General features: G+C 63.6%; 20 protein-coding genes and 1 tRNA gene. 6 read left to right on the top strand and 15 right to left on the bottom strand.

Annotated elements, in window-relative coordinates:
* Positions 1 to 147: 147 nt before the first annotated feature.
* Complete coding sequence (locus LZ538_RS08115) at positions 148 to 795, top strand: response regulator (protein WP_249831479.1); 648 nt, start codon at positions 148 to 150, stop codon at positions 793 to 795.
* Here LZ538_RS08115 and LZ538_RS08110 read toward each other — a convergent pair.
* The 4 genes from LZ538_RS08110 to LZ538_RS08095 form a co-directional block, all read right to left on the bottom strand.
* Positions 782 to 1,480, bottom strand: a complete 699-nt coding sequence (locus LZ538_RS08110; protein WP_249831478.1) for a sensor histidine kinase — start codon at positions 1,478 to 1,480, stop codon at positions 782 to 784. The two genes, LZ538_RS08115 and LZ538_RS08110, sit on opposite strands and share 14 nt — an antisense overlap.
* A gap of 227 nt (positions 1,481 to 1,707) precedes the next feature.
* On the bottom strand, positions 1,708 to 2,328 hold the full coding sequence (locus LZ538_RS08105; RefSeq protein ID WP_249831477.1) for a DUF3313 domain-containing protein: 621 nt from the start codon (positions 2,326 to 2,328) through the stop codon (positions 1,708 to 1,710).
* A 161-nt stretch (positions 2,329 to 2,489) separates the two neighbouring features.
* Positions 2,490 to 3,212, bottom strand: coding sequence for a DUF3047 domain-containing protein (locus tag LZ538_RS08100; protein ID WP_249831476.1), 723 nt, complete (start codon positions 3,210 to 3,212; stop codon positions 2,490 to 2,492).
* 4 nt (positions 3,213 to 3,216) lie between these two features.
* Positions 3,217 to 4,308: a patatin-like phospholipase family protein gene (locus LZ538_RS08095; RefSeq protein WP_249831475.1), complete on the bottom strand. Its 1,092-nt coding sequence runs from the start codon at positions 4,306 to 4,308 to the stop codon at positions 3,217 to 3,219.
* A gap of 337 nt (positions 4,309 to 4,645) precedes the next feature.
* Here LZ538_RS08095 and LZ538_RS13270 point away from each other — a divergent pair, with 337 nt between their 5' ends.
* Positions 4,646 to 5,629 (top strand): outer membrane protein, encoded by a 984-nt coding sequence (locus LZ538_RS13270; RefSeq protein WP_283937664.1) that lies wholly within the window; start codon positions 4,646 to 4,648, stop codon positions 5,627 to 5,629.
* A gap of 60 nt (positions 5,630 to 5,689) precedes the next feature.
* Here LZ538_RS13270 and LZ538_RS08080 read toward each other — a convergent pair whose 3' ends face one another.
* From LZ538_RS08080 to LZ538_RS08070, 3 genes are read right to left on the bottom strand one after another with little or no spacing between them, the layout of a single operon-like run.
* On the bottom strand, positions 5,690 to 6,727 hold the full coding sequence (locus LZ538_RS08080; protein WP_249831474.1) for a DUF2955 domain-containing protein: 1,038 nt from the start codon (positions 6,725 to 6,727) through the stop codon (positions 5,690 to 5,692).
* Positions 6,727 to 7,854: an HlyD family secretion protein gene (locus LZ538_RS08075; RefSeq protein WP_249831473.1), complete on the bottom strand. Its 1,128-nt coding sequence runs from the start codon at positions 7,852 to 7,854 to the stop codon at positions 6,727 to 6,729. Before LZ538_RS08075 ends, LZ538_RS08080 begins: the two co-directional genes overlap by 1 nt.
* The gene (locus LZ538_RS08070; protein WP_249831472.1) at positions 7,851 to 9,287 is read right to left on the bottom strand and encodes an efflux transporter outer membrane subunit; all 1,437 of its coding nucleotides are present in this window, start codon (positions 9,285 to 9,287) and stop codon (positions 7,851 to 7,853) included. The genes LZ538_RS08075 and LZ538_RS08070 overlap by 4 nt, the downstream gene beginning before the upstream one ends.
* 320 nt (positions 9,288 to 9,607) lie before the next feature.
* Between LZ538_RS08070 and LZ538_RS08065 the strand changes: the two genes are divergently transcribed.
* Positions 9,608 to 10,684, top strand: a complete 1,077-nt coding sequence (locus LZ538_RS08065; protein ID WP_249831471.1) for an AraC family transcriptional regulator — start codon at positions 9,608 to 9,610, stop codon at positions 10,682 to 10,684.
* A 175-nt stretch (positions 10,685 to 10,859) separates the two neighbouring features.
* Here the strand turns inward: LZ538_RS08065 and LZ538_RS08060 are convergent, their stop codons facing one another.
* From LZ538_RS08060 to LZ538_RS08050, 3 genes are all read right to left on the bottom strand, one after another.
* Complete coding sequence (locus LZ538_RS08060) at positions 10,860 to 11,693, bottom strand: acid phosphatase (protein WP_249831470.1); 834 nt, start codon at positions 11,691 to 11,693, stop codon at positions 10,860 to 10,862.
* 93 nt (positions 11,694 to 11,786) lie between these two features.
* A complete protein-coding gene (locus LZ538_RS08055) occupies positions 11,787 to 12,377 on the bottom strand; it encodes an OmpA family protein (RefSeq protein ID WP_249831469.1) in 591 nt (196 codons plus the stop codon).
* 66 nt (positions 12,378 to 12,443) lie between these two features.
* Positions 12,444 to 12,519 (bottom strand) — tRNA-Thr (locus LZ538_RS08050).
* Positions 12,520 to 12,700: 181 nt separating this feature from the next.
* On the opposite strand from LZ538_RS08050, the gene LZ538_RS08045 reads away from it, so the two are divergent.
* The 3 genes from LZ538_RS08045 (at position 12,701) to LZ538_RS08035 (ending at position 19,684) form a co-directional block, all read left to right on the top strand.
* Complete coding sequence (locus LZ538_RS08045) at positions 12,701 to 14,074, top strand: PAS domain-containing protein (protein WP_430741963.1); 1,374 nt, start codon at positions 12,701 to 12,703, stop codon at positions 14,072 to 14,074.
* A gap of 109 nt (positions 14,075 to 14,183) precedes the next feature.
* The gene (locus LZ538_RS08040) at positions 14,184 to 18,821 is read left to right on the top strand and encodes an NAD-glutamate dehydrogenase (RefSeq protein WP_249831467.1); all 4,638 of its coding nucleotides are present in this window, start codon (positions 14,184 to 14,186) and stop codon (positions 18,819 to 18,821) included.
* Between the two features lie 2 nt (positions 18,822 to 18,823).
* Entirely contained in the window at positions 18,824 to 19,684 is an 861-nt protein-coding gene (locus LZ538_RS08035) for an ATP-grasp domain-containing protein (protein ID WP_249831466.1), read from the top strand.
* On the opposite strand, the gene LZ538_RS08030 is transcribed toward LZ538_RS08035, so the two are convergent.
* Genes LZ538_RS08030 through LZ538_RS08010 form a run of 5 tightly spaced genes read right to left on the bottom strand, consistent with a single transcriptional unit; the run spans position 19,658 to position 25,497 of the window.
* Entirely contained in the window at positions 19,658 to 19,897 is a 240-nt protein-coding gene (locus tag LZ538_RS08030; protein ID WP_249831465.1) for a ribbon-helix-helix domain-containing protein, read from the bottom strand. The genes LZ538_RS08035 and LZ538_RS08030 overlap by 27 nt on opposite strands.
* A complete protein-coding gene (gene phbB / locus LZ538_RS08025) occupies positions 19,897 to 20,619 on the bottom strand; it encodes an acetoacetyl-CoA reductase (RefSeq protein ID WP_249831464.1) in 723 nt (240 codons plus the stop codon). The genes LZ538_RS08030 and phbB overlap by 1 nt, the downstream gene beginning before the upstream one ends.
* Before the next feature lie 32 nt (positions 20,620 to 20,651).
* Positions 20,652 to 21,659 (bottom strand): ferrochelatase, encoded by a 1,008-nt coding sequence (gene hemH / locus LZ538_RS08020; RefSeq protein ID WP_249831463.1) that lies wholly within the window; start codon positions 21,657 to 21,659, stop codon positions 20,652 to 20,654.
* On the bottom strand, positions 21,656 to 23,836 hold the full coding sequence (locus tag LZ538_RS08015) for a molybdopterin cofactor-binding domain-containing protein (protein ID WP_249831462.1): 2,181 nt from the start codon (positions 23,834 to 23,836) through the stop codon (positions 21,656 to 21,658). The genes hemH and LZ538_RS08015 overlap by 4 nt, the downstream gene beginning before the upstream one ends.
* Entirely contained in the window at positions 23,833 to 25,497 is a 1,665-nt protein-coding gene (locus LZ538_RS08010) for a class I adenylate-forming enzyme family protein (RefSeq protein WP_249831461.1), read from the bottom strand. Before LZ538_RS08010 ends, LZ538_RS08015 begins: the two co-directional genes overlap by 4 nt.
* Positions 25,498 to 25,511 lie beyond the last annotated feature (14 nt).

The raw sequence follows: 25,511 nt of genomic DNA, 5'->3' as shown, positions 1-25,511 counted from the left end.
TACCCCGATTGGTTAGAGTGATCGCGTACGTAGGAATGGAGAGGATAAGATCGATCCGGCGGCATTGCGCCAACCGGACGCAAAACAGGGAGGATGGTTTGGCAAGCCATGGAGCAACGCGCTTTTGGTGAGCCGACTTCGGGAGCCATGACGAGCCCAATCCGGCGCATCATGATTGTCGACGATCACGACGCGATCCGTCGCGGGGTGCGGCAGCTTCTTGAGACCACGCCTTACTACCAGGTGGTGGGCGAAGCTGCGGACGGAAGGGCGGCGTTGGAGCTCGCGAGGGAAGTCCGGCCGGACATAGCGATCCTCGATTATTCGATTCCCGATCTTAACGGATTCGACCTCTCTCACGCGCTGAAGCGTGAATTCCCGCGCATCGAAATCCTGATCTACACGATGCACGACCGCGAAGAGATAGTCATGGGCCTGCTTCGCGCGGGCGTTCGCGGCTTCGTGCTGAAATCCGATACCGAGAAACATCTCATCGCTGCACTAGACGCGCTCTCGCTTCGCCGCTCTTACTTCTCGAGCGCAATCTCCGACGCGCTGCTGCACCAGTTCCTGGAAAGCAAGCCCGCGTCGCTGTCGAGCATTTTGACGCACCGCGAGCGCGAGGTCGTCCAGCAAGTCGCGGAAGGGCGCATCAACAAGGAGATCGCGCACCGCCTCAACATCAGCATCAAGACGGTCGAAACCCATCGCGCAAGCGCAATGCGGAAGCTGAAATTGAGGACGACCGCAGACCTGGTGCGCTACGCCGTGAGGAACCAGCTCATACAGCCATAGGCAGCGGCACGGACATCGCGACCTTTGCGCCGTGCTTCATGTTCACGGTGCGGAAGCTTCCGCCAACCGTCTCGATGCGATGACGCATGCCTTGGAGGCCGATGCCGCGTGGTTTTCCGTCCGCGCCGCCGGGAGGGAAGCCTACGCCGTCGTCCGCAATGTCCATCTGCAGGCGCCCCGCGTCACGTTTGAGCGTCACCTTTGCGGACGTTGCACCGGAATGGCGATGGACGTTCGCGAGCGCTTCCTGAGCAACACGGAGAACTGCAAGCGAGAGCGTCTCATCGACGGCCGACCGATCGCCGACCCATCGGAACGTCGTCCGGATGCCCGTGCGCCGCCCGAAGCCCAAAGCGAATGACTGCAGGGCTGAATAAAGCGATCGGTCGCACAGCTCGACGGGATAACGCAGGAAGGCGAGGGAGCGGATCTCCTCGTCGATCCGATGAACCGTATCCTGGATTTCCGCGATCAGGTTGTCGTGGTCGGCATCCTTCCCGACGCGCCTGAGATGCGCGAGCCCAAGATCGAGGGCCACGACCAGCTGCCCCGCCGAGTCATGCAATTCCTGCGCGAGGCGCTGCCGTTCGTACTCATGGATGGTCAAGACGTTGTCGAGGCTGGTGTCGTCCGGCTGAATGGAATGCTCAGCGATCGTTTCGCCACTCGCGGGAATCAGCTGCACGACCTCAGCTGCAACCGGCTGGCACAATAAGCCGCGGTCGGATGTCGACGAGGAACCCCGAGTTTCCAGGTCACGCTGCATCTTAACTGTCCCGCTCGAAGCCACGGTAACCAACTGGCAGCAGACTGATTCGGCTTTGCTTTAGATAACATGTATTACAGGTAGAAACCACGGGAGGGGTTTGCGTAATTCTCCCCACCGTACGGCCGCGGGTTAGAACCGAGCGGTTAGTTTCCCTGCGTCAGCTCCTGAAGCCGCTCGCGAGCGCGATTCGCGAAATCACGGGAAACCGATTTCACAGTGTCTGTGGTGGACAGGGTGGCGGGCACGTCGAGCGGGTCCGGAGTCCGGCGGCGCACCGCTGCGAGCAAAAGCTCGTTGGTCTTAGCGTCGAAGAGCTCCACCGCCAGCAGGACCGAACCTGTGAGCGTGCCCTTCTTGCCCAGGGCGCTTTTCACCGCGCTGGTCGCGAAGCCGAGCGGCGTCACGCGCGTTGCCGTGGCGATCCCGCCGCGCGTTTTCTGCGCGCCGAGGATGGTCACGCGAAGCCGTATGGTGTCGGCCTGCGGCTTAGCCGGCGTCGGGAAGCTCTTCGCCAACTCCGTGCGCAGCTCATCTGTCAGCATGCTCGCGAACTTCGCGCGGTCGGCATAATCGATGCCCTCGAATTGCGCGTCCGGCCCCTGATAAACGACCGCGGGGTCGACGATCAGCGTCCTGTATTTCGCGAAGATGGCGCGCGGCTGCGCATAGGTCCAGGATTCGCTCTGCGGCGCGTCCTGGGTCATCTTGCTCGACGAATGGAGCGAGACAGGCGCGCGGTCGCGCGTCTGTGCGGCTGCCGGCATCGCCGCCGCCAGCGACAACAATGCGACTGCGGGTAAACCCACAAGGTTCAGGCAGGGACGAGTTCGGATCATTGCAGTGCGCTCCAGGTCGTCTGATCTGTTCAGACCCATGGGCGTCGCATCAGAGCCCGCCCGGCTCCATCAGGACAATCCCGGACGCGCTAAAGATCGCACTGTTGGTTGCGGGCGACAAAATGGATGTCGGCAAAGGCTGCATGGCCGCTGCTCTTCGTGTTGTCGCCGTCGGCGGCGACAGCGATCTGGGTCGGCGTTCCCGGCTGGTTCGGAAAGGCCTTCGCAAAGTCGCTTGCGAGGTCAGCGCGCTCCGAGACCCAGGAACCGGCCCGGCCTGCTCCGGTCTCCGCCACGATGAGCTGGGAACGATCGGTATAGCTGCTCTTGCGCGCGGTCCCCAAGGCGTGACGATTGTCCCACACGTAAACGACGGCCGCGTCCGGTAGCTCTTTCCCGAAAAGACCCCTCGCCATCCTGAGCTTGAACTTCGTCGATCCGGACATCGCCGAGTCGTCGACGTCGAAGGCGACGTAGACGCGGGCCGCATAATCATCGCCACTCTTCCTGGTCATGTCGGCATTGCGAACGGGACCGCTTACGTACCAGCGCCAGCAAAGTACCGGAGTCTTCGAAAGATCGACGCGGATCGGCCGCGCCATCAGCGACATGCTTTTGTCGACGTCCGCCTCGATCGCTGCCCTGCCCTGAACCATGGCAACACGATATGCGGTGGGCCGGGCGCTGGACATCTTCACCATGTGCCATGGTGCCGGAGGCGCTCCGGGCTTCGAGAATTGGCCGACCCAAACTGCTCCCCCGCTTCCGCCGAGCAGGAACGCCACCGATACGCCAACAACACCAACGTGCATCAAACTACTGTCCTGGTGTCGTCACCGATGCCTGGACCGGCGCCGCGAAACCCGGCGGGTATTTCTGCCATTGGTATCCGCTCTTCGCTGCGTTGAGCCCGACGTCATAGAGCGAACGCATGTACGCGGTGTCAAATTCCTCATTGTGAGGCGTGTTGAACGTCGCCGGGATGTAGGTGAGGTTATAGTCGATGCCGTCGCGCTGGGTCGTGGTATAGATCCGGTAGAGGTCGCCGATGCCTTGCGTCCTCGTCAGGGATCCGATCGCCCGTGTCGCGATCGAAAGGGTGCGGCGCTCGACGCTCGCCCAATCCGGATCGAGCCGAGCATTGCGGATGATGTACAGCGTGCGTTTCCGCACCGGCGCATTGGCTACCGTTATCGACGGGGGATAGAGGAAGACCTGCGCCATCGTGCCGCCATCGACGTGCATCTCCTGATAGCGGGTGCCGTCCACCGTCACGTCGATCATGACCGGCGGAAACGCGCCCGGGATCGAGGCGGACGCCAAAAGGACGTCGCTAAACAGCTTGATCGCGCTCGGGTCCTTGCTCGCCGCGATCGCTGTCATGTTCCAGATTACGGGCTCGAGCGAATCCAGGTTCGCGGTGCCGACGAGAAGCAGCCGGCCCTTCGCATATTCGGCTGCGATCGCATCCAAGAGGTCGCGATTCACATATTGGGAGATCGTTGCCGCGAGCGGGCGCGAGTCGGCCATTGCATCGCCGAAGATGCCCTTGATCATGCCCCGCTTCTTGAAAATGTCCTTCTGTGACGTCTGCGTATAGACGCGTTCGAGGACGTAGTCGTACTTCGGACCGAGGAAAGCGAAGGGCGCGATCAGAGCTCCGGTGCTCACGCCCGTGACCACCTTGAATTCCGGGCGCGTTCCCGAAGCTGTCCAGCCGTTGAGGAAGCCCGCGCCATAGGCGCCATTGTCGCCGCCGCCTGAAATGGCGAGGAAATTTGCCGGCGGAAGTTCGCCCGACCTGCCCTGGCTGCTAAGCCACTGCTGCTCCTTTTCCAAAGAACGCAGGGCCTCGGCCGCGAACGTGTCGGTCTCTCGAGTGACGAGATATCGATACGGACCCGCCACAGGCACCGCTTGCGACACTTCTGAGAGGGGAACGGCTGGCAGGCGGTGGGGCGTCGCGCAGGCAGCAAGCAGTAACTGTGTCGCCGCGGCAACAACGAGAATCTTTCGCCACGCTGAGATCATCGGACGTCCTTTCGGCAGAGCGCCAGATTCCCCTCTGCAAACGCCCCCGCCCATCCATGCAAACCCGTAAAACGGCCTTCTGGCTTATTAGGGGTAACCCCGATTTCTTCGAGACTCTCGGTCGGGAATCTAGGCCTTCCTGACGGCCAAACAGGGGCCTTGCTTAGGGCTGCAAACGGCCGCGTCAGTCACGTGCTCGGGCAAGGAGACCAACATGCGGAAATATCTACTCGCAACAGCAGCTGCTGTGACCACCATGGTCATGGCCAGTCCAGCGCTGGCGCGCGATGGATCGGGTTATATCGGCGCCGAAGCCGGTATCATGTTCCCAAGGGACTCGGATGCCAACGTCGACGTCGTGTACACCACGGTCAATGCTCCGTCCGTCGTGGGCACACCCGCTGGGCCCACCAGTTTCTCGGCGAGCGACGCTATCAGCCTCGACGCGAAGACGGGCTACGACATCGGCCTCTATGGTGGTTACGATTTCGGCATGTTCCGTCTTGAAGGCGAGGTCGACTGGAAGCATGCGAACCTAGACGATCTGAGTGCAGATCCCGACTTGCTGGCTGCGCTCAGCGACGACTTGAACATCGACTTCACGGATAATGAGATCGACGTCAGCCAGGCCGTCGGCTCGCTTGCTTTCATGCTCAACGGCTTGCTGGACTTCGGCAACCAGGACGGCTTCTCGTTCCAGGCCGGCGTCGGAGCGGGCTGGAGCAAGGTCAAGCTGATCAACGACAAGGACGGCGCCTTCGCCTGGCAGCTGATCCTCGGCGCGCAATATGCGATCAGCCCGAACCTCGATTTCGGCCTGCGGTACAAGTATTTCTCGACCGGCAGTCTCAATCTTGCCGACAGCAACGGCTTCACCGTCGTTGGCTCGCGCGTCATTCCGGTGATCCCACCGGGAGGCACGGTGCCCGTCAACGTCACTCAGACGACGACGGCGGATATCTTCACCGACTTCGAATCGAAGTTCCGCTCGCACAGCCTGGTGCTGACGCTGGCGTATAACTTCGCGGCTGCAGCGCCGCCGCCGCCGCCGCCGCCGCCGCCGCCTCCGCCTCCGCCGCCTCCTCCGGCGACGCAGACGTGCCCGGACGGCTCGGTGATCCTGGCGACGGACGTGTGCCCGGCACCGCCGCCTCCGCCTCCGCCTCCGCCAGTCGAGCGCGGCGAGCGCGGCTTCTAAGTTCTTTCGAGAGCTTGCCCTGGAGGGCCTCCTATCTGACTCGGATAGGGGGCCTTCCTGTTATTTGCGGGCCTCGAGCGATTGGAGCCGCGGGAACAAAAGGCTCATCATGCCCACCGCGAACGTGCATGCGATCCCGAACTGAACCAGCCGAGTGATCCACAGGCCGCCGCTCGACCCACCCGGCGCGAGCGAGAGGCTGAAAAGCACCATGGCCTGGTTGAACGTGATGACCGCCACGGCCGCGCCGGGCCCGCCTCGCGCGACGCGGACCGCGAAGACGCTTGCGACGAGGAATGTGATCAAGGTCAGCGACAGCAACGACGGTGCGACATCGAGCAGCGCGTAAGCCATGAAGGCGAATAGCCCGCCGATGAAATTCCCGAGCATCATGGCCATCCCCTGGAGGGCGCTGCGCTTCGGATCGAAGTTGATGACGAGGACGACGGTCGTGATGAGCACGGGAAGCGCGTCCGTAAGTCCGTACAGCAGGTAAATCAGCATGATCGGAAGCACGATCGCGACGCCGGTGATGGCAAGTGCCAGCGGGGAGTCCAACGCAGCCTGAGCGGCTTGCGGTTGGGGTGGCAAAAGCTTTGGCCACGCCGCGTGAGCGAGCCAGACCGCCGCGACGGCGATCATCATCCCGCGCGTGAAGGCCTTCGCGAGGCCGCCCGCCTGCTCGGGGCTCATCATTGTAACGATGGGAACGGTCGCGAAGGCGATCAGCACCAGCAGTAGCGGCAGGAAGCCCCGTCCCCTCGCGAGGTTCGCGAAGCAGAGCAGGAGGATCAGGCCGATGCAGCCGAAAAGGACGATGGGCGTCTCGTGGAGCAGAGACGTGAGGATGTAGGCGGAATAAGCGCCGGCGGCCTGAACCAGCACGAGGAAGACACCGAGCTTGAATGGCGGCGCTTTCGGCAGGTTGGCGAGCAGGACACCTGCGAGTAGCGGCCCCAGGAAGGTCGGGTACCAGCCCATTGCTTCGGATACGACGAACGCGCCCGTCGTGCCCCCGGCGAAGCGCAGGATCGTGTGCAGGCGGGCGGAGCCGCCGTCGCCGGCTGCCGGGAGGGCTTGAGCGGCGATCTCGGCCATTATTGCAGATAGCTCATCAGCGTGATGAGCTTGATCCAGAACCTTCCGATGGGGTTCAGCAGTGACTTGTCGCTGGTGAAAATGATCACGTTGGCCTGCGCGCCGCTGCGGCCCGCATCGAAACGCGCATCCGCATCATCCTTGGGCATCAGGAGGATCCGGACAGGAAAGCGCTGCGGCTGGCGAATCCAGCCTTGAGGCGGCTGCACCGTAGCAAGCTGCCCGCTCGGGGCTTCATCGCCCTGGCTGATGCCCCACCCGACGCTGTGGACCTTGCCACGGAATAGCTTGCCGGGCCTGGAGTCGAGCGCGACGGTCACTTCTTGACCCGGCGCCACATTCCCAAGCTGGTTCTCTCGCATGTCGGCGGAAATCCAACGCGGGCCGGTCTCGAGGAAACTCAGCAATGGCTGCCCGGGCGCCACATATTGCCCGGTCGCGAGCCTGAGATTGGTGACGATGCCGTTGGCGGGAGCGATCACCTGGGTGTTGCGCAGATCGAGCCGGGCCTGCTCGAGCGCTGCCACGGACTGGCGCACTTTGGGGTTGTTCATGCCCGGCGCGCCAAGTGCGGCCTCCGCCCGCCGGAGGTCGGCTTGTGCCCGTGTCAGGTCGGCTTCCGTCTTCGCAGTATCGGCGCGCGCGCGGATGCCCTGCGTCTCGGCCAGGGCTCGCTTGTCTACAAGGTCCACCACGATGCCGCGCAGGGCACGGCTCGCCGCGAGATCAGCGCGCTGCTTTGCGATTTGAGCGCGTGCGGACGCAATGTCCGCGACGGACACATCTGCGCCCTGCAATGCCACCGAGAGGTTGGCTTCGGCCGAGCGGACCGCCAGCTCATAGGGCTCAGGGTCGATCCGGAACAGCAACTGCCCCTTGGTGACCTGGCTGTTATCCTTCACCCGGACTTCCAGAACGTCGCCTGCGACCTCGGGCGCGACCTGCGTCAGGAACGTCTCTACGCGGGCCTGCGACGTGTATGGCGTGTAGCGATCCGAAAGAACGCGATAAACGAACAGAACCAGCAACACGCCAAGCACAACGAGGATGATCGTGCGCATTGGGTTGCGCGCGGGCTTGGCTTCGACGGCCGTCGTCTCGGCAGCTGCTGCTGATGCGTCGTTCATTTGCCCCCATGCCCCGTTTGTGCTGACGATGCGGTCGTCGGCGGCACTGCATTCCAATCGCCGCCGAGAGCGCGATAGAGATTTACCAGCGCGCGCTGGTAATCCCCTTGTGCGGATGCAGACTGAAGCTCCGCGTTGAACAAGCTCCGCTCGGCGTCGAGCACGTCGAGATAATCGGAATAGCCGTTCTCGTATCGCTCGGTCGCAAGCTGGACGCTGCGTACGAGTGTGCTGACCCGCCTGTTGGCGATGTCGCGAAGCTCCGCGCTGTGCCGCAGGTTCGCCAGCGCGTCTTCGACATCCCGGAAGGCATTCTGGATGACGAGCTCATAATTGGCCAGCGATTGGTCGCGCCGTGCTTCGGCCTGGTCAACCGCTGCGGTGATCCCGCCGCCGGTGTAGATCGGTCCTGCGACGTCGCCGGTGAAAGACCAGGTGCGCGCCGGACCGGTGAAGAGACTCCCGAGGGAGCCGCTGGCGAACCCGAAAAGACCGGTGAGGCTGATCCTCGGGAAGAATAGTGCGCGGGCGGCACCGATCAGCGCATTGGACGCGACCAGCTGTTGCTCGGCAACCAGGATATCCGGCCTGCGGATCAGCAATTCCGATGGGAGCCCGGCCGGAACGATCGGCGAATGAAGCGCCTCGAGGTTATTGGATCTCGCGATGGGGCCGGGATTGCGCCCGAGCAGCACCGACAATGCATGCTCCTGGACCGCGATGGCCTGCCGAATAGGAGGCTGCTGCGACGCTACGGATTCATAATCGGCGCGCGCCTGCGTCATCTCGAACTCGGAAATCCAGCCGCCGGCCAATCGGGTCTCGAACAGATCGACCGATTTCTTGCGGCCGGCGAGCGTCGCTTCGGACACGCGCAGCTGCTCGTCTAGGTCGAGCAGGGTTACGTAACTGGCGATGACGGAGGAGATCAGGGTCAACGTCACCCCGCGGCGCGCTTCCTCGCTGGCGAGAAGGTTCGCCCGAGCGGCCTCCGTCTCGCGCCTGATGCGACCCCAAAGATCGATCTCCCAACTGGCCGACAGCACAGTGCTGAACGTGCTGCTCAATGGATCCACGAAAGCGGGAAGCTTCTCCTCGCTCGTTCGCGTCCGGTTGGCGCTGATGCCGTAGCCGACCTGCGGCAGGCCCTGCGACCTGGTGCCGGCAAGGATCGCCGTGAACTCGTCCACCCTCCCGGTGGCAATCCGCAGGTCGCGATTGTTCGAAAGAGCCTCGGTGACCAGCGCGTCGAGATAGGGATCCCCGAAGCCGCTCCACCAGGCCTGCGCCGCCGTTTCGGCATCGGGCCGCACTGGCGCGTCTCCGTACCGATAGGCCGGCGGCACTTCGACTGTCGGCTTGAGGTAGTCCGGGCCCTGCACGCAGCCGGCTGCCAACGATGCGCAGCACAGGACGACAGGCAGGCGCCTCATCAATTCGCCTCTCCTCCTTCGTCGGTTCGCGCGTTCCCCCTCGGCGGAACTAATGACTGCGAAAGGGCAACAGGCAGGGCCTCAAATCATCGTCAGCACTAGTGGCTGAGTGAATTGGGAGATTCCGCAGAACAACCAAGGGTTTTTCAGTAGCTCGTGACCTCATGGGTGGCCCGTGCCAAGCTGCGCCAGACTGAAGCGGCGGTCGGCAATCTCCCGCATGCGAGTTTCCCGCCTCTGTCGTCGGGATTTATACGAAATGCTTGCCGCGACCGGCCTGTCATATTCCAGTCACGATCGAACGTTGTGGAGAACGGGATTTGCTTGCGCGCGCTCGTGCGGTGATCCTCACCAATTATCATGCCGTTGCGCGCTTTGCGGGCCTGGATCCCCTCGTCATGCTGAGGCATGTCGGGCTCAATCCGGGGGCGCTTGCCGAACCCGAGAATTGGATTCCTGCCGGACGGGTGCTCAGCCTGCTGGGGGAATCCGCCGCGCAATCCGGCCGCGACGATTTCGGCGTCCTGCTGGGCGAATGCCGCACATTTGGCAGCCTGGGGCCGGTCAGCCTTTTGCTCCGCCACGAGAGCACGCTGCAAACGATCATCTCGGCGATGGTCGATTATCGCAGGTTGCTGAATGAGCTGCTGCAGCTTCGCTTACACGACGACGGCCGCAGCGCCGTGCTCGAGTGGAGCCTCATACCTGGGCTTCGGAGCTCCCAAGGCATCAACCTGCTTGCCACGATAGCCTATCGCGTCCTCGTCGATGGCGCAGGTTGCAACTGGCAGCCCGACTGCATCCACTTCCGTCATGGGCCGCCCATGCATTTGACGACCTTCAACCGCGTGTTCCGCTGTCAGCTCGAGTTCAACAGCAGCTTCGACGGACTTTCCTGTGCGTCGACCTGCCTTAGCCGCTCGAACGAGTTCGCCGACGCCGAACTGGCGGTTCATGCGCGGCGGCTGCTGAGCCTCATGCCGGGAATTCGGCGTGACGATACGATGAGCCAAAGGGTGGCTTCCACGATCCCGCTCCTGATCTCGAACGGGCAGGCGAATGTGGAAGGCATTGCCGACTGCCTGGGCGTCTCGAGCCGCACGCTCCAACGCCGCCTGATCGCCGAAGGCCAGTCTTTCGGAAAATTGCTGAACGAGACGCGCCGCGAGGTGGCGGTCCGCTATCTGATGAACTCCAACCTTTCGATCACGTCGGTTGCGCAGCTGACCGGCTATTCTGCGCTGAGCTCCTTCACGCGCTGGTTCATATCCGAATTTGGCGTGTCGCCGAGGAAATGGCGCGCGCAGGCGCTCAGCGGAGAGCAGCTGGGGCTCCGTTCGCGTTCGACGGTAAGCAGCCGCGGTGGAATGGTGGAGGCGAGCGTTGCCGCGATGTGACCCGCGAAGAAGCGGGGGCCCGCAAACATGCGTAGAGGAGGAGAACAGCCTGCGAGCCCTCGCCTGAGGCCGCCGGCGCAACCGGGAGATCCAATGCCGGCCAACCCCACCTTCGCGGTTACACTCGCTTCGCCCCGTCCTGCATCGGGAAATTCCCTAGCTTAAACAGACATATTCAGCGCTGCGCGAGAGCGGCGACTTCCATTCCGCAATTCGCAGACGGTTTCGCACCCGCGGCGATTTCGGCGGCGACTTCCTTTCGCGCGGAAGCAAGATCTGCCCTGTACCATTCGTTCGATTCCAGCCGGCTGACGGTCACCGTCGCGACCGTTCTGCCGGCATCCACGTCACTCTGCCATTCCTGGTCGCATACGATGCGGCTTTCGCCGAAATCCCGGCCTCGCTTCAATATCACCTCCGCGCGATCGGGCCGGAGTTCGGCAAGGACGAGGGCATAGGCCCATCCCACAGCTCCGCGCGCCGAAGGATAGGATCCGTCATCGTGAACCATCTCCTCGTCGTCGGAATAACAGGTGCGGGCGTTATGAACGACGAATGGCCGCGGCCGCGCGAAGTGCTGCTTGGCGGGGTAGCTTGCCGCGCGCACGTCGAGCCGGACACGCGATAACAGCTGATACAATGCGGGCGTCCGCTGCATGCTGATATCCGTCCCGAAAGCGCATTGGAATCGTTTCACGGTATTCTCATGAGTTCGGACGGCGTCGGCTGCTGCGAGTGCATACCGCGCGGTGCCTTTTAGCGGCAGCGCAGCCTCTCGAGCGACCTCATCGCGGCGCTGCGCCTCAGAACCCGGCTCGGGCGGAGGTGGAAGAAGCTTCATGCTGTTCGGCAGCTCTTTGGGAGACAGGTAGCCAAGCTTGTTCAGCTCTGCCCTGTCTCGCCCGGAATCGGCTTGGGCCTGCCACGGCGACTTGAAGTACCCGTTCAGGGTTACGCCAACCGCGCCAAGCGCGACGATTCCCAGGATCACAAGCTTCGAAGTCGGCATAGAGCCTCTCGCCACGCGCGTTGTTTCAGGATTTGTCCGGTCTTTGCCGCGCCGGGTCCATCATGGTGATTACGGAGAAGCTGGGCAGCTCGATCAGCTGCGATTGGTAAGAACGACCTCGAGGCCTGGATCTCGCGCAGCATTATGATTGGGTTCGAAGGTCTCGGGCGCGACAGCGATCTGCTCGTCATCGACGCCCTGCTTTACTGCTTCCTGATGAATGACCTCGGCGCGCGAATGCTCGAGCGGAACGCTGCTCGCGTCACCGTGATAAGGCGAAAAAAGGACGAGGGCCCGAACCTCATGATGGGCTTTCATCAGCTGCGAGAATTCAACGAGATGCGCCCACCCGTCCTGCGTCAGTTTGGACGATCCGGGCACGAAATTCGCATTGCTGAGCTCGAAAGTCTTTTCTCCGGCCACGTCGCGTTTGAACCATTCGGCCACCGCTGCGCCCGCGGATTTGTGCCTCACCAGCATGGTCGACCCATCCCGCAATATGACGATCTGGTCCTTGCTGGGCGCGAATACATGCTCCTCTTCACCCGACACCCGCGACGAAACGAGTTTTCCGATCAGGAATAATGGGCCGGCGAAGATAAGAGCCAATGCGGCGAAGATCGCAATTCGAGCTTTTCGATCGAGAGGCTTTTTGCGAGTGGCGGAGACTTGCCGAGCGGTCATGCCTGGAATGTGCCGGGACCCGCGCGAAGCGCCATCCGGCGTTTTCCCGATGCTATGCAAAAAGGGTGGTGCCGCTTGCGTGACTCGAACACGCGACCCCATCATTACGAATGATGTGCTCTACCAGCTGAGCTAAAGCGGCCTGGCCAAGGGATGCTGCCATGCGCGACGGCTTTCGGGCCGGCGTGCGCGGCGCCCACTATCAGTGCGACCGTCGCTGGGCAAGGCCCGACCCCGGCCGCCGCATCCAATTCATCATCCTTAACATTATGGTAACCACGACCCGCCATTTTCCACCCAAATGGACGAGTGGGGCGTGGGGAATGGATAGCTATCGCGAACATCCAAGCGACTTCGAGCCGGCGGGCGGTGAGCCCGAGGCTGTGCACGACGTCGCCGCCGCAATCGGCACCGACGAGCGGCGCATGCACGTGCGCGCGTACAATTACTGGGTCTCCCTGCTCGAAGGCCGCGACTTTCCTTCCATCGAGGATCTCGAGCCCGCGGACGTCAGCGACTTCGCGGCGCATAGCGTCCTTCTCGATTTCACCTGCGGCGGCGAGAACCCGGCAATCCCCTACATTGGGGCAGCGATCCGGGACGAATGCGGGCTGGAGGACGACACGCGGACCATCGGCGAGGTGCCCAGCCGTTCGCTGCTGTCGCGCCTGACCGACCATTACATGCAGATCATCGCGAACCGTGCGCCGGTGGGGTTCGAGGCGGAATTCGACAACCAGCGCGGCGATAATATCTGCTACCGCGGCATCCTCATGCCCTTCTCGTCGGACGGCGACGTTATCGACTTCATCTATGGCGTCATCAACTGGAAGAAAGTGGGCGAGGAGGACAGCGGCCTGGTCGGCGAGGAGCCGAAGCCGCTGCTCGCGGAGCTTCCTGCGAATGCCGATGAAGAGCCGCTTGAGCTGACATCGGATCTCGAAGCTGAACCAGTCCAGGAAGCCGGACATGAGGACGACAGTCCGACCGTCGAGTTCCAGCCTCCGGAGCCGGAGCTCGAGACGATGCAGCCCGTCCACTTCTCTTGGGAGGATGGACCGCTGGCGGGGGACGATGATGACGTCCCCGAACTTCCCGACTTCGCCGTCGATGATGACGCGGCTCTGGCCGACCGCCTGTGGGCGGCTCGCGAAACGGCCGAGGCCGCCAAGGCGGGCGAGGGGCGAACGCGTTCGGCGCTCTACAAGGCGCTATCGCTTGCCTATGATTTCGCGCTCGCCGCTCGCGATAATCCTCACGATTACGACGAGCTTCTGCACGAGTCCGGGATGAAGGCTCAGGCCCGCGCCCCGATGACGCCGATCGTCAAGCTTGTGTTCGGCATCGACTATGACAAGGCTCGCCTCACCGAATTTGCGGCCGCATTGTCCTATGCGCAGCGGCAGGAGATCGCGCTCGGCGGCTTCCAGGGCCTCATTGAAGCGCAGCCCGGAGGCCTCAAGGCGCTGGTCGCAGCGGAACGGCAGGCGCGCCGCCCTGAGCCCAAGACCGATACACAGACCGAGATCGCGCGCACCCGCCTGCGCTCCGCCCCAAGCATCAGGCTTGCCGATGTGCCGGCGGAAGCGGAGTTCGCGCTCGTCATCACGCGCCGCGGCGCCGATGGGCAGCATGAGGCAGTGGCCGTCATCGACGACGAGAGCCTGGTCGAGCGCGCAATCCGCAAAGCCGGCTGACCAATACTGCTGTTTGTCGCGCAAGCGGCAGAGTCGCGGGGTTGTAGCTCTGCGGAGCGCGGCGCTATAGGCCCGCCGCATCGCCCCAACCGCGGAGCCTAATCATTTCATGACCGCGCACACGCCGCTGCCTCAGCCGCTGGTCGAATCCATTCGAAAGGCGCTCACCAGGAACGCTCTTCCGGGCGAGGTCCATGGCCTCACCCGGGAGTCCGAGCGGGAAGCTGCTGAATTCCTCGCGCAAGTCGCGGCCCAACGTAAGCCCGGCCAGGTCGAGATCGAGATCCAGTCGACGGGCGGTGAAGCCGGCAACCGCCGGATGCGTATCGGTATCGTCAACGACGACATGCCGTTCCTGGTCGACAGCGTCGCGAACGCGATCGCCCGCCGTCAGATCACCATCCACCGCCTGCTGCACCCGGTGGTGTGCGTGGACCGCGACGCGAAGGGCGTGCTGGGCGACGTCGCCCCCATCTGCGCGGAAAAGACCAAGCGCGAATCGATGATGTATATCGAGCTGGATCGCGTCGATGCGCGCGAGCGCCAGGAACTCGCTGCGGATCTGAAGCGCGTGCTCGACGACGTGCGTCTGGCGGTCCGCGACTGGCCGAAGCTCCAGGGCAAGATGCGCGAGGATGCCGCGAATGTTTCCGATCCTGAAGGCGCGGCGCTGCTGAACTGGTTCGCCGACGGGGCGATGACCTTGCTCGGCTATCATGTCGAGAAGCCCTATGAAGCGCCCTCGGAAGCGCTGGGCATCTTCAGCATTCCCGGGGCTCCCACGGACGAAGGCGGCTGCCTCGGCGCCATGAATTATCTGCAGCAGGGCGGCTCGGTCCCCCTGATGGCCAAGGCTGAGCGCAAGTCTACCGTGCACCGCCGCGTACCGCTCGACCTCGTCGTCGTGCCGCTTGGCGGCGATACGGTGACGGGAATAGGCGTTCATGCCGGGCTTTGGACCAGCGAAGCGCTCCGCGTGCCGCCGGAGAAAGTGCCGGTGCTCCGCGAATATCTGAAGCAACTCGACGAAGAGTTCGGCTTCGATCCCAAGGGGCATTCCGGCAAGGCTCTGCGCCATGCGGTCGCGTCGCTTCCACGCGATCTTCTCCTGACGGTGGATTATGAGTCGTTGCGCGAGCTGGTCTCGATGGCGATGTCGCTCGCCGATCGGCCCCGTCCTGCCCTGATGCAGGTGCGCAGCATCCTCCAGGGCCAGCTATTCACGTTCGTCTGGCTGCCGAGGGAAGAGCTTACGACCTCGCGACGGACCGCGATCGCCACGCTGCTGAAGCTGGAGGTTGGGCGTGAAATCACCAGTTGGGCCGTCGAGCTGGGCGACGGCGACCTGGCCTTGGTCCGTTACACCCAATATATCGACGCCGACGCGCCGGATCCCGATGCCGAGGGCCTAGATGCCGCGGTCGTCGAGATGGTCCGCGGGTGGGCGCCAGCCGTCGAGGCTGAGCTGATCGAGGCGGCCGGCGCAGCACGGGCGACGCGTCTTTCCATTACCTACATCAATACATTCCCCGACGGATATCGCGCGCGGACGGCACCGGAGGAGGGTGCTGCGGACATCCTTCGGCTTTCCTCGCTCGCAGACGACAACGATCGCGCAGTGCGTATCTGGCGGGCAGAGGGTGATGCCACCGACCAGCTGCGGCTGAAGACCTATCGGCAAGGTGGGTTGATCCCCCTGTCCGAGGCAGTGCCGGTCATGGAGAATTTCGGTTTTCGAGTCCTCGAAGAGCTGCCGACCGCTTTGGCCGGCGGCATGGGCTATATCCATGACTTTCGTGTGGAGCTGGCGTCAGAGGCGGACGTGGATGCGATCCTCGCGCGCTCCTCAGAGATCGAAACGGCAATCGCCGGCGTCCTCTGCGGCGTCGCCGAAGACGACGAGTTCAACCAGCTCGTCCTTTACGCGGGCCTGCCCACGCGTGCCGTAGTGTGGCTTCGGGCCTGGTTCCGGTACCTCCGCCAGACGGGAAGCAGCTTCGGTCTCGTCACGGTCGTGGACGCACTCCGGCGTGCGCCCAATGCGACTGCGGCGCTAATTGGTCTCTTTACCGCATCGCACGATCCCGGCGTGAAGAATCGCGACGAGCAGGTCAGCCGCTACTGTGGCGATCTCGATCGCTCCCTGGCGAAGGTGCGCTCGATCGATGATGACCGTATTCTTCGCCGGCTGCGCGCGCTCGTGGAGGCAATGCTGCGCACCAATGCCTTCGCGCCCGCTGCGCAAGAAGCTCTGGCATTCAAGATCAACAGCTCGCTGGTGCCCGGCCTTCCGGCGCCCGTGCCGTGGCGTGAAATCTGGGTTTACAGCCCGCGCGTCGAAGGCATCCACCTGCGCGGCGGGCCGGTGGCGCGCGGTGGATTGCGCTGGTCAGACCGCCGCGATGATTTCCGCACTGAGATCCTCGGCTTGATGAAGGCCCAGCTGGTCAAGAATGCCGTGATCGTTCCGACCGGCGCGAAGGGCGGCTTTTATCCCAAGCAGCTCCCGCCGTCGTCCAACCGCGACGCCTGGCTTGCGGAAGGGACGGAAAGCTACCGCATTTTCATCCGCTCATTGCTGTCGGTCACTGACAACCTCGTCAACGACAAGGTCGTGCATCCGGACTGCGTCGTCGTTCATGATGGCGACGATCCCTATTTCGTGGTCGCTGCAGACAAGGGCACGGCGACCTTCTCCGATGTCGCCAATGCCCTCGCGCTCGAACGCAACTTCTGGCTTGGCGACGCTTTCGCGAGCGGCGGTTCGAACGGGTACGATCACAAGGCGATGGGGATCACGGCGCGCGGCGCATGGATCTCGGTCCAGCGTCATTTCCTCGAGATGGGCATCGACGTCCAGTCGGACCCGATCACCGTGGCAGGCTGCGGCGACATGTCGGGCGACGTCTTCGGAAATGGAATGCTGCTGTCGAAGGCTCTGAAGCTCGTCGCGGCGTTCGACCATCGCCACATCTTCATCGATCCCGATCCCGATCCGGCTGCGAGCTGGAAAGAGCGCAAGCGGATGTTCGAGCTGCCGCGCTCGAGCTGGGACGATTACGACCGGAAGCTCCTGTCCAAGGGCGGCGGTATCTATCCGCGTACCGAGAAATCGATCGAGCTCAGCGCCGAAGCGCGCGAGTTGCTCGGCATCGAGGCGAAATCGATCGACCCGACAACCATCATCAATGCGATCCTCAAGGCTGAGGTCGACTTGTTATGGTTCGGAGGCATCGGCACGTACATCAAGGCCTCGACTCAAAGTCAGGCCGATGTCGGCGACCCGTCGAACGATGCCTTGCGCGCGGACGCGCGCGACCTCCGCGCCAAGGCGATCGGCGAAGGTGCCAACCTTGCAATCACCCAGGGCGGCCGCATCGAGTTTGCGGAGAATGGAGGCCGGATCAACACCGACTTCATCGACAACAGCGCGGGCGTCGATTGCTCCGACAATGAAGTGAACATCAAGATTCCGCTGAACCGCGAGATGCGGGAAGGCCGGCTCAGCGAGGCCAAGCGCAATAGCTTGCTCGCGAAGATGACCGATGAGGTCGCCGAGTTGGTGCTGGAGGACAACCGCCTCCAGAGCCTCGCGCTCTCGATCGCGGAATCCGGTGGCCACCAGGCCGTTCCGGCGCATGTGCGCACGATCGAGATTCTGGAAGCTTCCGGTCGCCTGGATCGCAAGGTTGAGGGTCTCGACACGAGCGAAGAACTGTTGCGGCGCTCTCAGGAAAATCGCGGCTTGACGCGCCCCGAACTGGCCGTCGTTCTGTCCATCTCGAAGATCGTGCTTCAGGATGCCGCCGAAGACCTGCGGCTGGCCGACGATCCGTTGCTCGAGCCGGAGCTGTTCAACGCCTTCCCGAAGCCCATGCGCAAGGCGCATGCCGATGCGATCCGCGCGCACCGGCTGCGCCACGACATCGTCGCGACGAAGGTCGCAAACCGGCTCGTGAATCGGCTTGGCCCCGGCGTCGCCTTCGACCTGATGGAGGAAGAAGGGGCGTCCCTGCAGCAGGTCATCGTCGCCTTCCTCGTCGCCGAACGGTTGCTCGATATCGACCGAATCTGGGAGGAGATCGAGCTGGAGTCCCTTCCCGAGGCTGTTCGCGTCGAATTGTTCATGATCGCCGCGACGACGGTTCGTTCGCACATTTCCGATATCCTCCGTTGCGCGGGTGGAGAAACGAACGTCAGCAAGCTTTGCGACTTGCTCGCGCCTTCGGTTCGGAAGATCGCGGCTGCTGCAACCAAGCTGATCCGCATGGAAGTCCGCAACGAGGCCGCGGCTCGCCGTGATCGCCTGCTTGCGATCGGTGCAAGCGAAGACATCGTGCGCAACCTGGTTCGGCTTTACGAGCTTGACGGCATCTTCGGCGTCGCCGCGCTTGCCGCCCGCCGCAAGACCGACGAGCTTGCGCTCACCCGGGCGTACACGCGTCTCGGTGAGGCTCTCGGCCTCGACTGGGCGCAGCAACAGGCCGCCCGCTTCACGCCTACGGACCAGTGGGAACGACTGCTTGCTGCTGGCCTCGAGCGCGACTTCGAGCAGTTGCGGCTGGAGTTCATGGCCCGGCACAAGAACGGGAGCCCCGACGTAGTCGTCGAAGAGTGGATCGAGAAGCAGCGGCCGCGGATCGAGCAATTCCGCCAGTTGGTCGCGCGTGCGCGGGCTGAGGGCCATGCGAGCGCCGCGATGCTCGGCCAGATCGCAAGCCAGGCTCGGATCCTTCTCGCCCGCTAGCTTTGCGAGTCCTGATCCTCGTTCCACCGGCTGATTATCACACCGAGTGGCGATGGGCGTTCGAGCCACAGGCACAGGCCATCGTGGATGCGGGGCTGACCGTGGAGCATATGCCCTGGACGGAGAGCCGCACCTTCGCCGGTTACGACCTGGTCCTGCCGCTCGTCGCCTGGGGTTATCATACGCGGTTCGCCGACTGGCTCGCGCTTTTGGACCGTTTCGATAGCGAGGGGGCACGGGTCGCAAATCCCGTAGAAATACTCCGCTGGAACAGCGACAAGGCCTATTTGTCGGAGCTCTGCGATAAAGGCATTCCGACCGTACCGAGCCTGGCTTTCGCCTCGCTCAGCGAGCAGGCGCTTGCGCTCGCTCGTGAGCAATTCTCATGCGCCGAGCTGGTGGTGAAGCCAACGGTGTCGGCAAGCGCCTTCGGCACCTTTCGGCTCGGCCCTGGCGACCCACTGCCCGAACAGGTGCGGGGATGGCGCATGCTCGTGCAGCCATGGCTCGACGCCATCACAGAGTCGGGCGAATATTCTCTGATCTACTTCGGCGGCTCATTCAGCCACGCGGTGAGCAAGGTGCCGATTGCCGGCGAATTCCGCGTGCAGCCCGAATATGGCGGGATCATCCAGAAATGCGATCCGCCGACGGGCTCGATGGAGCTTGCTGAGGCAGCGCTTCGGGAAGCGCCTGGTGCAACGACCTACGCGCGGGTCGACATCGTGGTCGGCAATGACGGAGACCTCCAGGTCATCGAGCTCGAGCTGATCGAGCCGGCATTGTTCCTGGATCGGGAACCGAAACCGTGCGCAGCTTTCGGCGCCGCGGTGCGCTCAGCCTGCGAATGCGCGGCCGAATAGCCACTGGCGAATTGCAGAGGTCAGGTTCGGCGGCCGCTCCGCTTCCAGCCGTGCCGCGTCGATTTCCGCGACAAGGGCATTGAGCGGAACTGCTCGCTCTTTCGCCGCCGCCTCAAGCGCGCGCCAGAAAGCAGGCTCAAGGCTGATTGACGTAGCGTGGCCGGCGATCAGGACGGAGCGTTTCCGCGGCGGAGCGTAGTCCGGCTCCGCCATCAGTACATGTGTTGGCCACCGTTGATCGACAGCGTCGACCCGGTGATGAAGCCTCCGTTCTCGTCAACCAGGAAGGCGACGCCGCGCGCGATCTCGTCGGCCTTGCCAAGCCTCCCGACGGGAATGCGCGCAACGATCTTCCCCAGCACTTCCTGAGGCACCGCCGCGACCATGTCGGTGTCGATGTACCCCGGGGCTATCGCGTTGACCGTCACGTTGTTGCGCGCGCCCTCCTGGGCCAGCGCCTTGGTGAAGCCGTGGATGCCGGACTTGGCTGCGGCGTAATTCACCTGGCCATATTGCCCGGCCTGGCCGTTGATCGATCCAATGTTGACGATTCGTCCGTATCCTCGCGATTGCATGCCTTCGAACACCGCTTTCGCCATGTTGAAGCAGCCGCCCAGGTTGGTGTCGATGACGTCCTGCCACTTCTGGTGATCCATGCGCTTCATCGTCGTGTCGCGGGTGATGCCGGCATTGTTGACGAGGACGTCGACGGGCCCAAGTTCCGCTTCGACTTGGCGCACGCCTTCCTGGCATGCGTCGAAATCCGACACGTCCCATTTGAACGCGCGGATCCCGGTCCGGTCGGTGAACTCTCGGGCGCGTTCGTCATTGCCGGCATAATTTGCCGCGACCTGCATCCCCATGTCCTTCAGAGCGACACTGATCGCTTCGCCAATGCCGCGCGTGCCGCCGGTGACGATCGCCACTCGAGCCATGCTTGTCCTCCTGTTGCTTGCGTGAAGCGCGCTTAGGTCTGCGGCAGCCAGCCTGCAAGTTCACGAACGATCAGACGTTCAAGCATGTCGATGCTTTCCGGCGAATCGTTGAGGCAATCGAGCAGCGCGAAATGCTCGCCTCCGGAGGCAATGAAGCTGTCGCGCCCGCGAATGCCGAGCTCTTCGAGCGTCTCGAGGCAATCGGCAGAAAAACCCGGCGCAGCGACGGCGATGCGAGTGGCACCATCGCGCGCATAATTCTTGAGCAGTTGGTCCGTTGCGGGCTCCAGCCATTTTGCCCGGCCGAATCGTGACTGGAACGCGACGTCGACAACGCGCCCGAGCGCTTCACTTATGAGCCGCGCGGTCTTCTGGCAGTGGCAATGGTAGGGATCGCCGCGCTCCAGCGTGCGCTGCGGCATTCCGTGGAAGCTCAGCAATAGGCGCTGCGGCTCGAAATCGAGCGCATCAATCTGCCGCTGCAAATTGGCGCGCAAGGCTTCGATGTAAAGCGCATCGTCGTAATATGGCGGGAGCGTCCGCAGCGCCGGTTGCTCTCGCATATCTGCGAGCACGGCGAACACCGCGTCGTTCGCGGTCGCGGTCGTCGCAGCGCAATATTGCGGGTAGAGCGGCACCGCGAGGATACGCTTACATCCCGCTTTTACCAGCTTGTGGATGCCGGCGGCGATCGCGGGATTGCCGTAGCGCATTGCGTGTTCGACATGAGCGCGACCGGCGAGCCGTTCGCGCATCGCGTGGGACTGGCGGCGTGCGATCGCGGCGAGCGGCGAGCCCTCGTTCGTCCAGACTTGGCTATAGGCGTGAGCGGATTTACGCGGCCGCGTGCGAAGGATGATTCCGTGCAGGATTGGCTTCCACGCAAGCTTGGGAATTTCGACCACGCGCGGGTCGCTGAGGAACTCAGCGAGATAGCGGCGCACCGCGCTCGCACTGGGCTCGTCCGGCGTGCCGAGGTTGATGAGCAGTACGCCGATCTTAGGTTCGAGCACCGGCGGATGATCGGCCGGCCTGCTCATGCAGCCGCCATCAGGTCGAACGGGAGATCGCGCAGCCGTTTGCCAGTGCCCGCGTGAATGGCGTTGGCGACTGCGGGCGCAAGCACCGTCGTTCCAAGGCCGCTGATGCCGCCCGGAGCTTCACTGCTCGGGATCAGCTGCACCCTGATTTCGGGGGTGTCGGCGATCCGCGGCAATCCGACACCACCCATGCGGCGAGAGCGCGGCATGCCGGCCACCCACTCGGGCGAAGCCGCCGTAGCCTGCGCCAGCGCCCAGATGAGTCCCGCCTCAATCTGCTGGGTTGCAATCGCGCTATTCACGACGCGGCCACAGTCCACCGCAGCGATGAGTTTGTGAACCTTGATGCGTTGCGCTTGGTCGATGCTCGCCGTCGCCACCAGGCCGATGTTCGAACCGAATGCGGCGCATCCTGCCATGCCCATCGTGCTGCCTGCTCCGCCGCCGTCCCAATTCGCGAGCCGCGCCGCCGCCTGCAGGCACCGCGCGAGGCGCCCATTGGCCCCGAGCAGTGACATTCGATAGGCGAGCGGCTCCATGCCTGCGCGGTGTGCCAGCTCGTCGATGAAGCTCTCGGTGAAGAAGCACATTTCCCGCTGCGGGCTTCCTCGCATGTAACCGGCGCGCAGAGGGAGGTCGGCCTTGATCGCCTGCACGCGCAAGTTCGTAATCGAATAAGGCGGAACGGCAGTGTCGAGCGCGGTCCGCCCGAGCTGCGCGGGAAGTTCGGAATCGGTGAGCCGCGCGAGGGCCGAACCAAAGCCGTCGGCTGTCGCCACGCGCATTTGCCAGGCAGTGGGGAGGCCGGCCTGGTCGAGAAGGGCGGTCATCCGTCCCATCGCTCCAGGCGAGACGGCATCGTGGTTCTGGCTCACCGATTGCGAGAGAGTGAGCTGGACTGGCCGGCCTGCCCGACGCGCGAGTTCAACCGCGATAGAGCCAATCTCATTCTCCATGGCGCGTCCGGCCGGATCGCCAACCGGAAGCGGGTAGAGGATTACATCTTTCGGAGACAGGTTCGCGTTGGCCGCGATTGAGGCGCGCATCAGGTCCGGTGCCTGGCAGCCCGCCCACAGCTCGATGGACCCGTTGACCGATCGTGCAGTAGCGCTGGCCGGCTCAAGTCCCAGATGCTGGCCCGGACCTACGTAGTAAGTGGCGGTGAGCGCGCGGGCGTCCCGCGTGGCTGCATCATAGCCGCCGCTCGAGAAATATTCGTGCGGGTCGCCGGAGCCCAGCGCATCGGCGAACAGATCGCGCAAGGGCACAGCTGTTTGCGCGCCAGAGAACACCGGGTCAGCCTGCTTGAGCGCCCGCTCTGCCCGGGACCAGGAATCCGCGACGACGGCTATCCACTGACTCGTCGCGGCAACGTGCCGCACGTCGGGCGCGCTCGCGGCTGCGTTGCGATCGAAACCGCGCAGTTCACTTCCAGGCGGCGCAAGCCTCGCCGAAGCATAGAGCAGACCTGGAAGACGGACGTCGCTCGCGAACCGGAGGCTTCCGTTCGCCTTGGCGGGCCCATCGATCCGCTTGAGCGGCCCCCCGAACAATCGCGGCCGCTTTGTTTGGCGCCGCGTTGCGCTCCGCGGCGGTGCGCGGCGCGCAGCCTCTTCAGCGACGTCTCCGAAGCCGATGGTCTGGGTCGCACTGACGATGAACCCGTCGGCTGCTTCGCATTCGGTTGGATCCACGTTCCACCGATCTGCGGCGGCCCCCACCAGCATCGTCCGAGCGACGGCCGCTGCCTCCCGCATTGGCTGCTCGAAAGCTCGCACCGACGTGGAACCGCCGGTGATACGCGTAAGTCCCTCCCTCTCGACAATGTGCGATCGCAGGACGCCCAGCCCGTCGAGCCAGCCTTCACCTTTGGCGAGCGGATTGCCATAGTCGCCGCTCAAGGGCGCCGGCTCGACACCCACCATCTCCCACGTCGCGCCCAGCTCATCCGCGACGATCTGGGACAGGGCTGTCCAAATGCCCTGGCCCGTCTCGGCTTGCGGGACGGCCACGGTGATTTTGCCGGTTCGCGCGATCTTGATGAAGTTTCCGAACGCTTGTTCGCCCTGTTCGACTGCGAGATCGCTGGAAAGCGTGCGCGGCCAGGTCGCAAAGGCGACCACGAGGCCAATCCCCACGCCTCCGCCAATCAGCACTGTTCTGCGGTCGATGCTCAATGCGCGTACTGCGCCTTCAGGGCGCGGCGGTCGATCTTGCCCGTCCCCAGCCGCGGAAGGGGCTCCGGCGACACGATGATCCGGTCCGGGACCTTGAAGCGGGCGATCCGTCCTTCGAGGAACTGCCGGAGGGTCTCCTCGCTGAGTTGGGCGCCGTCGCGCGGATAGACGATCGCGATCGGCACCTCGCCCAGGCGCTCGTCAGGCGCCCCGAATACCGAAACTTCGGCGACATCCGTGCAGGCGTAGCATTCGGCTTCCACTTCAGCGGCGGAGATGTTCTCGCCGCCGCGGATGATGATCTCCTTCTTGCGGTCGACGATGAACAGGTAGCCGTCCTCGTCGAGATATCCGACGTCGCCGGTTCTGACATATCCATCCGCGGTGAACAGCGCCCTGGTCGCCTCCGGGTTGCGCCAATAGCATTTGATGTTGATGGCACCGCGGATTGCGATTTCGCCAACCTGGCCGATCGGGAGATGCTCGTCGCTGGCGCCCAGAATGGCGGCCTCGATGTACGGAACCTGCGCGCGACCGGTCGAAGCCGGCTTCTCGGCATAATTGCCCCAGAAGTTGCTGAACCCCGCCGCGTTGGTCTCGGTCAACCCGTATCCGAGCGCCGGCTGAGCGTTCGGGAATTCGCTCTTGAGTCGTTCGACATGGCTGACTGGCCGCGGTGCCCCGCCGGCAGTGATGTCGCGCAGCGACGTCAGGTCGTATTTGTGCCGGTCGGGGTGGGTCATCAGCTCCAGGCTCATCGTCGGCACGCCGACGAAATAGGTGATCTTCTCTCTTTCGATCAGCCGGAGCGCCTCGCCCGCATCCCATTTAGGCATGATGACCATGCAGCGGCTGACTACGAAGCTGTTCAGCATCACCGGGACTTCGCCCGTGACGTGGAACAGCGGCACGCTGAGCAAGGTCCGCGGGGGCGAAGCCGGTGCATTGCCGTCTTCGGTGAGGACCCCAAGCAGCACCATCAGGCCAGTCGAATAAGCGTAGGTCGCGGTTGTCACCGCCCGATGCGTGGAAAGCGCGCCCTTCGATTCTCCGGTCGAGCCCGAGGTGAACAGGATCGTCGCGTCGTCTTCGGGAGCGATATCGGGCAGTTCGACTTCGTCTCCGCTGTTCAACAACTGGCCGAGTGCCTGCTCGATCGGCAGCTCAACGGGAAAGCTCATGATGTCGTAATCGCTGCAACGGGCCGCGATGCGCGTTCCGCGCGCCGCGTCCGCTAGGATCAGCCTCGGCTCGGTAAGGCGGATCGCGTGCTCCATTTCGTGCGCTTCCCACCAGCCGTTGAGCAAGGTGGCGATCGCTCCCGCCTTCACGATGCCCATATAGCCGATGACCCACGCCGGGCAGTTGCGCATGGCGATTCCCACCCGGTCGCCCTTCGCGATCCCGTGCGCGACGAGGCCTTTCGCCACCCGCTCAGAAATCTGATCGAGTTCGGCGAAGGTGAAGCGCTCATCGCCTGAAACCACCGCTTCCGCGTCTGCATTAAGCGCACAGAATGTCCGCAACAGCGAAGGGATCGTCGCCGGGAAATTGGTCACTATGGCCTGTCCGCGCTCGTCTTTGCCGATGACGAGGCGTCCGCCGGGAGCCGTCAGGGTCTCAAGAATCTCGTCGTAACGACGATCGAGTTCGCTCGGCACTGGCCCTCCTTTGC

It is taken from the genome of Sphingomonas hankyongi, from assembly GCF_023516575.1.
GTDB lineage: Bacteria > Pseudomonadota > Alphaproteobacteria > Sphingomonadales > Sphingomonadaceae > Sphingomicrobium > Sphingomicrobium hankyongi.
The sequence above is the reverse complement of the archived record's forward strand: the minus strand, read 5'-3'. Positions and strand labels throughout refer to the sequence as shown.